The organism is uncultured Dysgonomonas sp., assembly GCF_900079725.1.
Lineage (GTDB): Bacteria > Bacteroidota > Bacteroidia > Bacteroidales > Dysgonomonadaceae > Dysgonomonas.
This window is the reverse complement of sequence record NZ_LT599032.1, coordinates 2,601,518-2,616,997: the sequence shown is the minus strand read 5'-3', so window position 1 is coordinate 2,616,997 and position 15,480 is coordinate 2,601,518. Positions and strand designations below refer to the sequence as shown.

Sequence of the window (15,480 nt, the reverse complement as noted above, 5' to 3'; positions counted from 1 at the left end):
TATAAATTTTTATTGTTCAAAGCCGCTTTTAATAACCTTGTAACAGGGTAAACGAAAAATCGGGAATTTTAACTACTGCTCTTATCTACATTTTTTAACTGCCTACAGTTAAAATCTGACAGATCTGACAACTTTTCCCTTATTTTGCACTGCCTATTTTGCATCTGTTAACTCTATATGGTTAAAAAAGTAACAAAGGTAACACAGAAAGCAATTAATAATTAAGAATTCCAATCAGTAGTTAGAGTAATTATTGTAGTATAAAATTGTTCTATTATTTTCTGCTGCACTACGTTGCGCTTAAACGTTCATTTTGGCATTGCCCAAAACGAACCAAAAGGCTAGCGCTCCGTTCCACAGGCGGGGTACCCAATCCGTAAAGCGGAGGTGTAGGGCAAAATACGGTAGTTGCTATACACGACTGATAATCCGGCTATGGATGATTCCGTATTATTTTGCACCACCGAAGCTGCGGTTTTGGGTCGCCAAAGGGATGCAGCCTTGATTTTTTGTTTCGTTTTGCATCAAGGCAAAATGAAAAACAAGCCGATAGGCGCGTTAGATAAAATAGAACATTAAATCTCAACTACTGATTCGCATTAAGAATGAAAAATTAATAATTAGCTTGTCAGTCATCAGTGAACAACTTGTATCTCGTGTCTTGTCTACCCGTATCTCATATAACTTTCAACTTAGTACTTAAAACTTATCCCAATACATCAAAGAACTACAAGCTATCAGCTAAAGGCTAACAGCTACATATATAGATAAACTTTCTGCATAAAAACACATATTTCGTCTGCCCTCACCTTGTAAGAATGATTGTATAGCTATACAAAATAAGGACAGGGATTATCTATTAATCCCTGTCCTATTATTCCTTATTTTCTTGTATCAGTTCTATTATTATTGTAGTCTTTTCAGACGGTACAATAACTGCTGGATTGCTTCCTGATAGTCATCAATAATTGCCTGAGTGAAAGCTTCAGCAAATAATTCTCTTTGCCCTTCTGTATATTTAAAGAAGTCCTCAGCATGTTTTACAATGTTTGTAGGATTCTTTGTTTCAGGAATTACAATATCCAGGTCTCCTTTTACTGCATAAGAAGTTTCTACCAGACGGTCTGTTACATCCAACAGGTCGCCGATAGCCTGATCAAGTGCAATATGCGCTGCATAACTACCTTTGCCGGTTATATGCCAGTGGTGAAGTTTCAAACTGCTATTAAAAGCAAATACTTTACCTAAAAATGTTCCGATTTCTGCATTTACTGATGCAGCTTTCTTTTCTTTTAATGTAGATGTGCTCATAATTATAAAATTTATTTATTTATGTTGTTTCTATATAGACAAAGATAATAATTGCGATTTTCAAATCCAAGTATTAACAATTGAATATGTAAATGTTAATATTGATTCTATCTATAATAGATTTTCAGTCTGACCTGTGCGACATACAATAGATAAACAATAAAGGCATCACTTTTGTTTCAGCGAATCATGATATTTTATAATGGGCCGATACCCATCCGTTCTTTATCATTCCAGATATAAGCGTCTCATTCTCACCACATCTACTTTAAGTTCCTTGGTGAGGAAATTCATTATACTACCGTGGTCCCTCTTTATCTGATTTATGCCCGCCTGCAGAAACATACGCTTTACCGTGAATATTGATTCTGCCCGTGGATACTTTGCTATGAAAGCATCATATTTATCACTCAGATAAATTTTCGACATCAGGTAATCGTCCATCACTGTTGCTTCATCCACACCCAAGGCAAAGAGCACCAGCGCTGTAGCCATACCTGCCCTGTCTTTCCCTGCAGAGCAATGGAAGATGAGAGGAGCACTAAGATTGTTTTGCACTATTGCAAAGAATATACGAAAAGCCCTCACGCATGCCGGGTTGCTTACCAGCAGGCGGTTCATATGTTTCATATGAGAGTCGATATTCGTTTTCAGCATATTAGCCTGAATTCCTTCCGAACTAAGGTTGCCCGGTGTAATGGCTATAGGATAGGTAAAATGAACGGTAGAAGGCAGTTTGTCCGGTGAACGGCGGGCTTCGCTTTGTGCCCTGAAATCTATAACAGAAGTTATTGGTATACTCGAGAGGTATTTCAGATCGTCGGCGGTAAGATTGGATAATTCGTCTGCCCTGAAAAGCTTACCCCATTTTGTATATCGCCCATCCATTGTTCTGAAACCGCCCAGATCGCGGAAATTATATCCTCCGGCCATGGGAAGGTGTCTTTCGGTAAGAATCAATCGTTCGTTACCACAAACCAGTTCAAAATAAACGCGGCTATACGTACTAACACTAAGGAAGAAGCTACCACTGCCATTGCCTGTCAATATGGGCATAGTCCTGTTTATCGTATCCACAGAACTCCCTGCATACAAAGACCAGTTGCCTTTAGCTTCGAGCTTCAGGCTTGCTTCCTTTGAATATTTCTCCCGTATTATTTGAGCTTTCCGAATGGCTTTATCCATTGTTAACAGAGATGTCCTTTCCTGATAATTATTTACCTCTTCTTTTACCATATTGTTAATACATGGCAAATATACGGATTTAGTTGAAATATTTCCTATCATAGAGTTAAATCACATTCAAGTGTAAAAAAAAGGTAAATCTTCGCAAAAAGAATGCATTCTATTGACAAACACATCAGACTAATGTATCTTTGCTATAAGACCTCCGTTGATACGGAGATCAAAACCTTATATAATATCGTTATCTAACATATGTTTTAAAGAGATACTAAAGTAATAAAAGAGGTCGCAGACCTTAAATAAATGATTGCTTGTGACATGAAATTAAAACTATTCGCCTATATTACAGTATTAGCTACCTTTTACAACTGTACCTCTAAGCCTACGGTCACTGCATTGTGCGAAAGAGATGCCAAAGGTAATTATATATTAAAGTGGGAACTGTATCCGGAAACGGATAATGTTCCGGCCGAAATATTCGTTTCGGATAACGATAGTGTGTTCCCGTCCATTCCATCTTTTACTGTAAAATCAAATGACTATATCGCTATAATAAATAATACCTCCGACTCGGTAGAAAAGCGTAAATACTTCCGGATAAAGATTGCAGGAACAATGTCCAACATTATCACAAACCGCTTCTTCGAAATGGACAGCATACAGAACTTCCGCGATATAGGCGGATATGTAACAAATGACAACCGCGTTATCCGTTGGGGCAAAATATTCCGTTCGGGTAGTTTCTTTCGTATGACTCCCCATGATAGTACCGAATTATCCTGCCTGGGAATAAAGACAATAATCGATCTCCGGTCCGAAGATGTGAAAAGGCCCTTTATAGACCGTTTCAAAAGTGCAAATAATGTACGTATCCCCATTTCAGAGAAAGGCTATAGCTCTATTTCACAGAAAGTACTGGAAGGCAAATTCCTTCGTGGCGATGCTGTAATCTATACACAAGATACGTACAAGGATATGATTATCAATTTTGCAGATGATTACGCCCGCTTTTTCGATTATCTCTGCGACGAAAATAATTATCCGATAGCATATAATTGTTACCTCGGTAAAGACCAGAGTGGTCTGGCTACCTATTTTCTCCTGCGCGCACTGGACGTCCCTCTGGATGTAATAGAGGATGACTATATGTGGTCAGGAATAGGGATAGACCGAACCAAACTGGTAAAAGATGCCGATAGTCTCACCGAATCGCGACAGGAAGCACTCACTATGCTTACCAAAACAGACCTTGCGTACCTGAAATACGGAATATCATGCATCAGGGAAATGAGCGGCTCAGTAGATGATTATATGCTTAACCAATTGAAAATTACCCCTGACAAAAAGAAAAAGCTAAAAGAGATATTACTGCATTGACCGGTAAATACCTATTACTCCCGGTCAGTTGGGTTGGTTAGAAAAATCGAAAAAGGTAACAAAGGTAACACAGAAAAGAATTAATAATTAGCTTGTCTTGCTGAGCAAAGCATCCCGTCAGTTAAATAGTGTTAAATATCTATTTTCACGCAGTAATATTTCTTTCCATACTTCTATCAACGAGCCCTCTATCCTGACAATCTGACTTTAACATATATAATAAAGCTTATATTTCTTTTTTGTTGTATCTTTACTATGCATTCTCTTGTGTATAAGAGAATGCGGAAGACTAATATAGAGTATACTGTAGATGCCTTTATTATTTCAAAAAATACAAAACTACTTAAAGGAACCTTTCCCTCATAAACATAAAAAGTGGCAAATTGTTACAATTCCTTCTTTTTGTGTATTTGTAATGATGTCTATATTCAAGCCCAACAGTTTGCCTACCGATCAACGTTCGTTGGAGATCATATTATATATTACATTATCCACAATAGTAGTAACAGCTGTAGTTGCCTATATTTTCCCTCTTATCTTCAGAAAATATTATAATCCTAAAAACTGGACAAAAGGAAAATTCTTATCAGTTCCTATTTCCATTGTGACCATCCTTATGCCTTTACTGATGATTGTTATAAATAACTGGTTTCATCTTAAAGGGATTTCCTCACAATATACTCCCGTAGTACAGTTAATTGTATTGTATCTCATCGGTTATTCAATTGCTTTTTTTCCGACTTTTATAATTTACCACATAGCTATTCGATCCGATCAACGGGAAAATCGCAAAAAGAATAATCCCGTATTCAACAAGTGCGGGATTATTATTACCAGCAAACTGAAAGAAACATTGGAATTAGCCCCGACAGATTTTCTGTATGCAGAAGTTCAGGGAAACTATGTAACAATATATTATCTCACCGAACAGCAAGATATCCAGCATAAAACACTGCGTGTTACCTTGTCGGTAATAATTGATACGTTAAGAGATTATCCTTCAATTATGCGATGCCACAGAGCTTTCCTTATAAATACTTTATATATAAAGGAAATATTCAGGAAACAACAGAACTACGGCATCAGGCTAAACAATACAACTATCGAGATTCCGGTATCAAAACCCTACCTCAAAGAGATACAATCCGCGATTATGTAAGAAGCTTTTAGTTTTTCAAAAAGCTTCATCTACCAAATTTAAACAGTTACTAAGTACTTCCTTTATCTTTATCTTTTCCTCTTCAACCGGATGTACCCAACACAATTGCTGTGAAATAAAATGTGAATCACAATATATCCGTCACAAAAACATTGTATCCATCACAATTACTTGATAATTGTGTCTTTATGACTTTTCTTTGGAGAACTAATCTAAGAACGAGGCATATATAATGAGACAGATCAAGAAGATTCTCTTGCTAATTCTATTATTGGCGAGTATTATCAATTCAATAGCTCAAGTAACAATTGGCTCCGGAGAAGAACCAAGTCCGGGTGCATTACTTGACCTGAAACAAACTGGAACTACCACCAAAGGCTTACTATTGCCAAGGGTATCACTCGAATCATTAAACGGAGATTTAGGAAAGAGCCTTGATGCAAATAAGACTCAAACAGAAACGTTGGATTCACTGACACATGTAGGCCTAACTGTATATAATGTTGCTATCAGTGAGACACCGGTTAACCGACGATGTCCCGGTGTACATGTTTGGGACGGATCTGTATGGGTACCACTGGTTCCCTATCCCGATCCATTGGAAAACAAGATATTACGCAGTGTTAGTAACCGGAATTTCGACTTCCTAGACCCCGACGATCCAACCGGATGGCCCGAAGACAAAGAAGCCGACCGTGCTGCAAACAGCTATGCCCTGGGCTATATTGGTAAATGGGCAGATGACAGGGACAATGAAGAATATAATTATACCCGCTTCTATGTAGGATATAAGAAACGGGATGCTACATACGACATACAACGTAGTTATAACTGTGACACATCTACCCCACCCAATTGGATTACCGAAGACCAGGAAATCAGACATGAGAAAATATTCGACGACGGAGTATGGATGACACAGAACTTGCGGGCGATGAAACAAGTGGATGGAACAACCTTCGTTCTCAATAACAAATCGAATAAAAGTACTACAGTTCATCAATATTTCTACCCCAATAATCAGGTTGCTAATATAGCGAGAGAAGGGGTTCTCTATAATTGGGCGGCCGCTATGAATTTCGGAACAGCAGAAGGGAAGACACCTTTTCCTAATGGAAGTGCGGATGAAGGGGGGGCGAATGCAGATGATGTGAAACTGCAAGGCATCTGCCCGAAGGGCTGGCATTTATCCAATGATCAGGAGTGGACCGATCTGGAAAGAGCAATAATTGCTAATCCGGGCAAGTTCAGTACGGTTACACAAGCCACCGACATCGGTTATGATGGTACAGTGGCGAGGGGAGATAATCATGGAACAGCAATGAAAACAACAGTAGCAATCGCCGGTTATCCATCCCAGGGGCAGTCATTTACTTCCGACAATGGCGGCTTTGAAGTTTTTCTTGCATCATACGGACGCGACGGTACTGTGATGGGATATGGTGGAAATGTAGCTTACTGGTGTGCAAGCGCTTATTTCAACGTGGCTTGGATCAGAGATTTCTCTCGATCAAAAGGTTCAATATCGCGAAGTTCTACCAATACCACCGATATGTACTTTGTACGTTGTAAGAAAGATGAATAAAATACCTATACGTCTGTCTTGTAAAATATAGAATACTCTATTGTCTTTTCAATAGGGTATTTTTTGGGATTTGCCGGTATTATTTAACCTTTCAACGCCGTATCCCTTTCTGCTCCCCAAAATGGCCTTAATAAATAATATTATATTCTGAGTACTTCTCTCGATTGTCTACTTTATTTCATATCTATAAGTGAACACAAACTACCTTTTCAATACTTATTTATCCAAAACTTAGGATTTAATATATTAAATTTTTTAGTTTTGTATATTAACTATTTTTATTTACAATTAATTACCGCAACTATGCACAAGAAGAACCTGATTCTTATTCTATTCCTTGCAGTAGGGATACTAGGCGGAAACGCACAAATAAGAAATCCCTTCAAAAGAAAAAAGAAAGAGGAAAAAAAAGAAGCAGCTGCCCCGGCACCTAAGCCTGCCACACCACCCGGAGCACCCAAGCCATATGGGGAAGTGATAACCAAAGAAGCAAAGACCAATACAGGCTTCTTCAAAGTACATAAGGTAAAGGATAAATTCTACTTTGAACTTCCCGATTCCATTATGGAACGCGATATACTTGTAGTGAACAGAATCTCCAAGGCTCCTGTCAACAGATACAAATCAATGGTTGGCTATCCGGGCGACCAGATAGGGGAAAACGTCATCCGTTTCGAAAAAGCACCTAACAATAAAGTCTTTATTCGCAGTATTTCATATCTAGAGCAGGCAAACGATACACTGGGCATGTACCAGTCGGTAAAGAACTCGAATATACAACCCATTATGGCTACATTTGCCATACAGGCTCTGCACAAAGATTCTGTAAGCAAAACATCTGCCGCCGTCATAGATATAACCGATTTTCTGAATGGCGACAATAATGTTTTCTTCTTCGACACCAACATGAAGAAGTACAGGGGTATTGGAAGCCACTTCGCCGACAGGAGTTATATAGACACCATAAAAGCATATCCTATAAATGTTGAGATCAAAACGGTTAAGACATATGCACAGGTACCACCAATGGGATACCCGCCTCAGGCAGCACATTATTACCCTAACGACCCCATGACATACGAACTTAACAGTTCCCTCGTCTTGCTTCCAAAAGAGCCGATGAAACCGCGCTTGTTCGATCCCCGTGTAGCTTATTTTGCGGTAAGATATACCGACTTCGATTCCAATTCGCAGGGGATAGATTATAAATCGAAAATTACCCGTTGGAGACTGGAACCGAAAGAGGGAGAGTTACAGAAATATGTGAACGGAGAACTGGTAGAACCGAAAAAGCCGATTGTTTTCTACATAGACCCTGCCACACCGAAAAAGTGGGTACCATACCTCATACAAGGTGTCAACGACTGGCAAAAAGCGTTTGAGAAAGCAGGGTTCAAAAATGCGATCATAGGATTGGAAGCGCCTAAAGATTCCACATGGAGCCTCGAGGATGCACGTCACTCGGCAATCGTCTACAAACCTTCGGATATACCCAATGCCAGCGGCCCGCATGTGCATGATCCCCGCAGCGGTGAGATTATAGAAACGCATATCAACTGGTATCACAATGTAATGCTTTTGCTACGCAACTGGTACATGATACAAGCTGGAAACGTGGATAAACGCGCCCAGAAACTGAAATTCGAAGACGAGCTGATGGGTGAACTTATCCGTTTTGTATCATCGCATGAGGTAGGACATACATTAGGGCTGAGACACAATTTCGGATCTTCGGCAACCGTACCTGTCGAAAACCTCAGAAACAAAGAGTGGGTGGAAGCTAACGGGCATACACCTTCGATAATGGACTACGCACGATTCAATTATATCGCCCAGCCCGAAGATAATATTTCGGAAAAAGGGTTGTTTCCCCGTATCGGCGTATATGATGACTGGTCGATAGAATGGGGTTACAGATACTTGCCCGAATATGCCACTGCAGAGGACGAAATTCCATTCTCGAACAAGACAATAATGGAAAAACTCCAGAGCGACAAACGCTTTACTTTCGGAACGGAAACCGACCCTGACGATCCACGCAACCAGAGCGAAGACCTTGGCGACAATGCCATGCTGGCAAGTGGCTATGGCATAAAAAACCTCCAGCGCATTGTTCCGCAAATACTGGATTGGACAAAAGAACCGAATAAGGATTATGCAATGGCAACTTCCATATATGGAGAAGTTGTAACACAATATGGCCGCTATATGGGACATGTTGCCAAAAATATAGCCGGTATTTACCGCACCCCTGTAGTAGTGGAGCAATCCGGTAACTCAGAGGAGTTTGTTCCGGCAAACATACAGAAAGAAGCGATGCAGTTTCTCGACCAACAGCTATTTACTACTCCCGAATGGCTGATCGACAAAACATTGATAACAAAAGCAAGCGTAGATCCGGTAAATTCGATCGGAAGTGTTCAGAAAAGAACATTGGACCGTCTGATCAGCAAATATACAATAGACAAGATGTTGCGTGACGAGGCATATAACGGTGCCGGAGCTTATACGGCTATCAATATGTTCAACGACCTGAAAAAGAGTGTATGGTCTGAACTTACAAACGGAAAAGCAATCGACATCTATCGCCGCAACCTGCAAAAGAACTATGTCAATGCCCTCATCAGCATTGTAGACCCTAAGAATGCGGCTCCGCAGGCACAAACAAGAGCTTCGGATGCAACAGGTATTGCCCGTACACAATTAATCGATCTGCGCCAGAGCATACGCAATGCCGCTGCTTCTTCATCGGGGATCAAGCGCAGCCATTTGCAGGACTTATTGGCACAGATAGAAACAGCATTGGATACCGGCAAATAATGTGAATAGATAGTTGGAACATCCCAACAGATATTCTTTATTAATTTCTAATTTAATAATTATGAATAAGAACATTATTATTTCCATTTTATTACTCTTTGTTGTATTGACATCCTGTAACAAAAAAAGCGGGGAAGACAGATCCAAACCTGTAATAATTGCATATGTAGGCGGATACAACGGACTGACAGATGTGAGTAAAATATCCCCTAATAAGATAACTCATATCAACTACGCCTTTGTAGATGTACAGGGAGGGAAAGCTTTCCTGACAAATGAAGCGACCGACACAGTCAATTTCAGGAAGCTGAATGAACTGAAACAGCAAAACCCGGATTTGAAAATCCTTATATCGGTTGGGGGATGGACATGGAGCCGGAACTTCTCCGACGCAGTATTGACTCCCGAAGGACAAAAGACATTCGCCAAATCGGCTGTCGATATAATGAATAAATATAGCCTCGACGGAGTAGATATAGATTGGGAATATCCTGCCATGGAAGGGGATACAGGTAATGTATTCCGCCCCGAAGATAAGCAGAACTATACACTGATGTTCGCCGCCATCAGAGCCGAACTGGATGAACTCGAAAAGGCATCGGACAAGAAATACCTGCTCACTACTGCTGTCGGTGGCTCGCAAGAGTTTATAAACAATACGGAGATGGGCAAGGCTCAGGAATACCTCGACTATGTGAATATAATGACCTATGACTCCCAATCGAAAGAAAAAGCGATCCATCACACCAACCTTTTAGCCTCGGATAAATACAGCGAATCCAATAGTGCCGATATAGCTGTAAAAGCCTTTAATGCAGCAGGCGTACCTATGGAAAAGCTGGTAATGGGTATCGCTTTCTATGGCCGCATCTATAAAACGAAGAAAGATTCATCGAAAGGAGTAGGTGACCCGATAACCGAACAAATACAGGGAAAGGGGTACACATTTATCAAAGACAGCCTGGTAAACAAGAATGAGTATTACAGATATTGGGACGAAGCGGCGCAGGCTCCTTACCTGTTCAATTTTTATAAGGGTGAGTTTGTAACCTATGACGATGAAGAATCGGCAAAAGCAAAATGCGAGTACGTGAAGACCAACGGAATGGCCGGAGTTATGTTCTGGGAGTACAGTTCCGATCCTAAAGAGTATCTATTGAACGCAATTAATCAGGTACTGAAATAATAAACTTTAACCCTCTCCGTTTTAAGGATTGGACTTCTGTTTGTACTTTTGATTATTAACTAAAGTGCACAATAATATAGCAAGCCACTTTATAAAATATAAATGTGGCTTGCCTTGTAACTATAGGTTTTGAATGAGAAAAAAACGGATACTCTGGGCCGATGACGAAATAGATGTGTTGCGCGCTCATATTCTTTTCCTCGAGGAGAAAGGATATGAAGTAACACCTGTGAACAGCGGCCAGGATGCACTGGACAGCGTAAAGAGCGAATCGTTCGACATTATATTCCTCGATGAAAACATGCCCGGACTGGCAGGTATGGAAACTCTGAGCCTTATCAAAGAGATAGACCCCAATATTCCGGTGATTATGATTACCAAGAGTGAGGATGAAGGGATCATGACACATGCCATAGGCAAGAAAATAGCTGATTATCTGATAAAGCCTGTCAATCCGAACCAGATACTCCTGTCCCTGAAAAAGAACCTGCACAAAGATGATATCGTTTCCGAAATAACGCTTGAAGGTTATCGGGACGAGTTTTCCCAGATAAGCAAACGCATCAATGATTCTCCCGATTACAACGACTGGATAGATATCTACAAGAAACTGGTATATTGGGAAATAGAGTTGGATGCTTCACAAAGCCCCCTGGCAGATCTTTTACGTGTACAAAAACAGGAGGCAAATAATAGCTTTTGCAAGTATATAAAGAAGAATTATGAATCATGGATACAAGATGGAAAGTACAAGCCACTGATTAGTCCCGAACTTTTTCCTAAAAAAATCCTGCCCTTACTGGACAAGGGAGAAAAAGTCTTCTTTATCCTGATCGATAACTTCCGCCTCGACCAGTGGTGGGAAGTAAAAGACCTGCTGGCTGCCGATTTCAATATCTCGGAGGAGGAGTATTTCAGCATCCTGCCTACAGCTACGCAGTATGCGCGTAATGCTATTTTTTCCGGACTGATGCCGTCACAGATTGTGAAGTCTTACTCTGAGCTGTGGGTAGAAGAGGATGAAGACGAGGGAAAGAACCTGAATGAAGAGATATTTTTACAGAAGCAATTGGAAAAATACGGAGGGAAATATACCTTCTCTTATAATAAGCTGCTATCGTCTTCATCAGGTGAAAAACTTGTCCAGAATATGAATTCGTTGAACAACAAGTCACTGAATGTCATTGTTATCAATTTTGTAGATATGTTGTCCCATGCACGCACTGAGTCGAAGATGATACGCGAGCTGGCTTCGGACGAAGCGGCTTATCGCTCGCTGACCCGTTCGTGGTTCAAACATTCCAGCACGATGGATATTTTGCGAAAGGCAAAAGGGATGGGCTATAAAATTGTACTTACTACCGACCATGGTACTATACGCGTGAAAAATCCGGTGAAGGTCATAGGAGATAAGAGCGTAAACTCTAATATACGTTATAAATTCGGACGGAATCTCGAGTATGACCGTAAAAAGGTGTATGACATCCATTCTCCGGAGAAAGCAGGATTGCCGTCTCCCAATATAAGTACAAAATATATTTTTGCTACAGGAGATGATTTCTTCGCATACCCAAACAATTATAACCATTATGTATCGTATTATACCGATACATTCCAGCACGGGGGTATTTCGATGGAGGAAATGATCGTTCCTGTTATTACACTGACAGGAAAATAAACAGCTCTGTTTTTCTCCTATTTTACAGGAAAAGCACAATAAGGCAAAGTAGTTTCTTTTTATTCCTTAAAAAGTATCCCGATGATGTTCAAAGTTATAAATATATAATGCTATAACCCGAATTATTCCTAAATTTGCATCTCAACAAAACTTAGTATGGATAAAAAGCTTTTAATAGCAAAACCAGTAACGGAAGAACTGAAAAAATTCAATACCTATTACAAAGATTCTGTCTTTTGTAATAACGTAAGGATTCAGGAGATTATAGATTATATAATGAAATCGGATGGTAAACGGATACGTCCCATTCTGTTACTATTAGCGGCAAAGGCCTGTGGAGAAATAAACAATACGACTTATAACTCCGCCATCACAGTAGAACTTCTGCATACAGCTTCCCTGATACATGACGATGTTGTTGATGAATCTAAAATAAGAAGAGGAATGGCTTCGCTGAATGCTATTTACGATAATAAAATGGCCGTGCTCGCGGGTGACTATTTTCTTTCCACAGCCTTGATTAAAAGTGTATTGACCGGAAATATTGAGATCATATCCCGCGTTTCGGATCTGGGCCGCGACCTTGCCGAAGGGGAACTAAACCAGCTCTCGCTGGTCAAAGAGCTGATTCTGGATGAAGATGAATATTTTCAGGTAATCAGAAAAAAGACAGCATCCCTTATGTCGGTATGTATGCGTATAGGAGCAATGTCGGTGGATGCGTCAAGTGAAGAGGTCGAGAGATTTACCAAATTGGGAGAATACCTCGGAGTTTGCTTCCAGTTACGGGACGATATATTTGATTACTTTACCGATGCCATCGGCAAGCCTACAGGTAATGATATACGTGAAGGAAAAGTTACGCTTCCCTTATTATATGCTATAAGGAATGCGCCGGAAGATGAGAAAAAAGAACTATTGTCTATTATAGTCTCTTACAACTATACCGACGAAAACATACATAAGCTTATCAGCTATGCCAAAGAGCATGGAGGTATAGAATATGCTTACCGCAAGATGGAAGAATATAAAAATCGTGCAGAGGAAATAATCGCGACGGTTTCGTATACTGAGGTGCGCGAAGCATTGGAAGCCGCTGTGGAATATATAGTGGAAAGAGCTTATTGAAGAATATTAAACCTATATATAAGAAAATGTCCTGATTACTATCAGGACATTTTTTATATAGTAACTGTTTATTTTATAGGGGCATTTGCGAGCATGTAAGCCCAGATATCAATAAGTATCCGTTGAAGGTTATATCCGGTCGCTGTCGACCCTGATCCGTTTGAAGGAAATCCGCCGGAACTGGAATAAGTGGCGCTTTGACCAAACTTATCCGCAAAGCCAAATGTATTTGTGGCCGGATTATATACTCCTAACCTGCGGACCGGAGATACCCCGCTCCCTGTTTGCAGAAAGGTAATCCCACCTTTACATGTTATATACCCCGCGTTACTTCCGTCGCGGGCAACTTCCAACCCATTTGCAAGATCATATGGTACATCTGTTCCTTTAAATATTTCAGGCAGATTAGATGCTGTGGTGAACCCGTTGACAGACGATCCGTCTTCAATAATCAAGCCTAAATTCTGAGGGATAGATCCTCCTGATATTTTATCGGCTACTGTTACAATATACCCTTGACCCGATGTTGCCCAATCTCTTAGCACCGTTACGATTCCGGAATTGAATCGTGATGCATTATCGTTTGCCCCCACCCATACGATAGATACTTCTTCCAGTAGCTCGTCAAGTGTGGCGATTGCCCCGCCTGCAGTAGGGTTAAGACTTACAATCTGTATTCCGGCGGTTCCTGAATATTCCAGAGCAGTGCGGCTCGTAGTACTGATATATTCACCTTTTACCCATCTGGCAGCCCAATCTACAGGATTATTTGTTCTGTTGTTACCTCCGTCTGAAGAAGTGATATCCCAATAATCTTCACCACCTGTGAGGTTTAATATTTTTAGTATTGACGTTGATCGGCTGACAAACCTGATAGGAATCTCATCACAAATAACGTAAGTATTATCGGTTAACGGACCAATGGTTAAGGTTGCATTTAAGGTAACCCCTGATTGTACAGGGCCCGAAACTGTAGATGGATACAAATAGACATCCTGTGGCCCGAAGTTGACATAAGTACCTCTGGCTACAAAAGTTACATTATTCACTACAGCTTCATACCGATAGCTGCCTAACTCTGTTACTTCAACAGGTACAATTATACGGATATTCTGCTTATTAGGAGTTAAATCCGTGTCATATACACCGCTGACACTAATACTGTTACAACCCGAAAAATCAACAGTACCTTCCTGATGTTCACTTTCACATAAGCTGATCCATTTGCTCGAATTCCAATATTCAAAGCATTGTGTCTCAATGTTGAAGATAGCCAATCCTCGGGCTTTTTCATTATCAGAGGAGGCTAATTCATCTAATTTCAATCCGTTTCGTTGGATTGTATTCAACTGTGGTAGCCGAAGTCCTCCTTTGGTCGATACTGTAGATATTTCCAGTACTGAATAGTCCTGCGGGCTGGTATTATCCCCTATCGTGACCTGTCCATTAACACTTAATCCATTAAAAAACAATGCGATTAATAAAAAAAAGAATACCTTTCTTTGTTTTGAGAGTTTTGTGTTTAATTTTTCATAATTCATTTGTCAAATAATTTAGTTTGTGATTTATAGATATGCATGCCTGTTTGATCGAAATCTGAAAAGGAATAATACCTCATCTCTGAATAATCCGGAGATAAGCAAAATTTGAAACTTGTGTTAATAGAAAAGAAAGAGTTTTTCCAAGACCATAAATTATCTTCATACAACTTTCCCAAGCTGTATTTTAGAAAGTGAAGACAAGATAAAGACAAATAAAGACAAAATAAATTTATGGAATTGAGATAGTACAGGTAAAACCCGGATACAATCAAAACTCTTTCTTTGATATCCTTTAAGGTTATATGATTTGTGTATTTCAGAGAATAATATTTACAACGAAAGGGATTTTTTTCCTGAAAAAAAATCGTTACAGTTTTATAATTAAAATTCTTTATTAGATTACGTGCACATATTATTAGATACGGGGGAGTATATGTGCGTAGGGAAATGATTTTATTTAGTCTCTCTCTCTCTCTCTCTCTCTCTCTCTCTCTCTCTCTCTCTCTCTCT

Annotated in this window: 11 protein-coding genes; 8 read left to right on the top strand and 3 right to left on the bottom strand. The window is 39.9% G+C overall.

Going from position 1 to position 15,480, the window contains the following annotated elements; genetic code table 11:
* The first annotated feature begins 435 nt into the window (after nucleotides 1-435).
* Nucleotides 436-579, top strand: a complete 144-nt coding sequence (locus QZL88_RS10855) for a hypothetical protein (RefSeq protein ID WP_296941072.1) — start codon at nucleotides 436-438, stop codon at nucleotides 577-579.
* 327 nt (nucleotides 580-906) lie between these two features.
* On the opposite strand, the gene QZL88_RS10850 is transcribed toward QZL88_RS10855, so the two are convergent.
* Both QZL88_RS10850 and QZL88_RS10845 read right to left on the bottom strand, forming a co-directional pair.
* Complete coding sequence (locus QZL88_RS10850; protein WP_006800761.1) at nucleotides 907-1,311, bottom strand: DUF5856 family protein; 405 nt, start codon at nucleotides 1,309-1,311, stop codon at nucleotides 907-909.
* 228 nt (nucleotides 1,312-1,539) lie between these two features.
* Nucleotides 1,540-2,547 (bottom strand): tyrosine-protein phosphatase, encoded by a 1,008-nt coding sequence (locus tag QZL88_RS10845; RefSeq protein WP_296941070.1) that lies wholly within the window; start codon nucleotides 2,545-2,547, stop codon nucleotides 1,540-1,542.
* A 267-nt stretch (nucleotides 2,548-2,814) separates the two neighbouring features.
* Here QZL88_RS10845 and QZL88_RS10840 point away from each other — a divergent pair, with 267 nt between their 5' ends.
* The 7 genes from QZL88_RS10840 (at nucleotide 2,815) to QZL88_RS10810 (ending at nucleotide 13,429) form a co-directional block, all read left to right on the top strand.
* Nucleotides 2,815-3,873 (top strand): tyrosine-protein phosphatase, encoded by a 1,059-nt coding sequence (locus tag QZL88_RS10840; protein ID WP_296941068.1) that lies wholly within the window; start codon nucleotides 2,815-2,817, stop codon nucleotides 3,871-3,873.
* Between the two features lie 310 nt (nucleotides 3,874-4,183).
* Entirely contained in the window at nucleotides 4,184-5,032 is an 849-nt protein-coding gene (locus tag QZL88_RS10835) for a LytTR family DNA-binding domain-containing protein (protein ID WP_296941066.1), read from the top strand.
* A gap of 232 nt (nucleotides 5,033-5,264) precedes the next feature.
* Nucleotides 5,265-6,617 (top strand): FISUMP domain-containing protein, encoded by a 1,353-nt coding sequence (locus QZL88_RS10830; protein WP_296941064.1) that lies wholly within the window; start codon nucleotides 5,265-5,267, stop codon nucleotides 6,615-6,617.
* Nucleotides 6,618-6,920: 303 nt separating this feature from the next.
* The gene (locus QZL88_RS10825; protein WP_296941062.1) at nucleotides 6,921-9,437 is read left to right on the top strand and encodes a zinc-dependent metalloprotease; all 2,517 of its coding nucleotides are present in this window, start codon (nucleotides 6,921-6,923) and stop codon (nucleotides 9,435-9,437) included.
* A 61-nt stretch (nucleotides 9,438-9,498) separates the two neighbouring features.
* Nucleotides 9,499-10,623, top strand: a complete 1,125-nt coding sequence (locus QZL88_RS10820; protein ID WP_296941060.1) for a glycoside hydrolase family 18 protein — start codon at nucleotides 9,499-9,501, stop codon at nucleotides 10,621-10,623.
* Nucleotides 10,624-10,756: 133 nt separating this feature from the next.
* Nucleotides 10,757-12,301, top strand: a complete 1,545-nt coding sequence (locus tag QZL88_RS10815) for a PglZ domain-containing protein (protein WP_296941058.1) — start codon at nucleotides 10,757-10,759, stop codon at nucleotides 12,299-12,301.
* Between the two features lie 156 nt (nucleotides 12,302-12,457).
* A complete protein-coding gene (locus tag QZL88_RS10810) occupies nucleotides 12,458-13,429 on the top strand; it encodes a polyprenyl synthetase family protein (protein ID WP_296941056.1) in 972 nt (323 codons plus the stop codon).
* Between the two features lie 68 nt (nucleotides 13,430-13,497).
* Here the strand turns inward: QZL88_RS10810 and QZL88_RS10805 are convergent, their stop codons facing one another.
* Nucleotides 13,498-14,970: a hypothetical protein gene (locus tag QZL88_RS10805; RefSeq protein WP_296941054.1), complete on the bottom strand. Its 1,473-nt coding sequence runs from the start codon at nucleotides 14,968-14,970 to the stop codon at nucleotides 13,498-13,500.
* Nucleotides 14,971-15,480: the final 510 nt, after the last annotated feature.

Coding starts and splice junctions, on each gene's coding strand:
- QZL88_RS10855 (WP_296941072.1), top strand. CDS start 436: ATGGATGATTCCGTATTATTTTGCACCACCGAAGCTGCGGTTTTGGGT.
- QZL88_RS10850 (WP_006800761.1), bottom strand. CDS start 1,311: ATGAGCACATCTACATTAAAAGAAAAGAAAGCTGCATCAGTAAATGCA.
- QZL88_RS10845 (WP_296941070.1), bottom strand. CDS start 2,547: ATGGTAAAAGAAGAGGTAAATAATTATCAGGAAAGGACATCTCTGTTA.
- QZL88_RS10840 (WP_296941068.1), top strand. CDS start 2,815: ATGAAATTAAAACTATTCGCCTATATTACAGTATTAGCTACCTTTTAC.
- QZL88_RS10835 (WP_296941066.1), top strand. CDS start 4,184: ATGCCTTTATTATTTCAAAAAATACAAAACTACTTAAAGGAACCTTTC.
- QZL88_RS10830 (WP_296941064.1), top strand. CDS start 5,265: ATGAGACAGATCAAGAAGATTCTCTTGCTAATTCTATTATTGGCGAGT.
- QZL88_RS10825 (WP_296941062.1), top strand. CDS start 6,921: ATGCACAAGAAGAACCTGATTCTTATTCTATTCCTTGCAGTAGGGATA.
- QZL88_RS10820 (WP_296941060.1), top strand. CDS start 9,499: ATGAATAAGAACATTATTATTTCCATTTTATTACTCTTTGTTGTATTG.
- QZL88_RS10815 (WP_296941058.1), top strand. CDS start 10,757: ATGAGAAAAAAACGGATACTCTGGGCCGATGACGAAATAGATGTGTTG.
- QZL88_RS10810 (WP_296941056.1), top strand. CDS start 12,458: ATGGATAAAAAGCTTTTAATAGCAAAACCAGTAACGGAAGAACTGAAA.
- QZL88_RS10805 (WP_296941054.1), bottom strand. CDS start 14,970: ATGAATTATGAAAAATTAAACACAAAACTCTCAAAACAAAGAAAGGTA.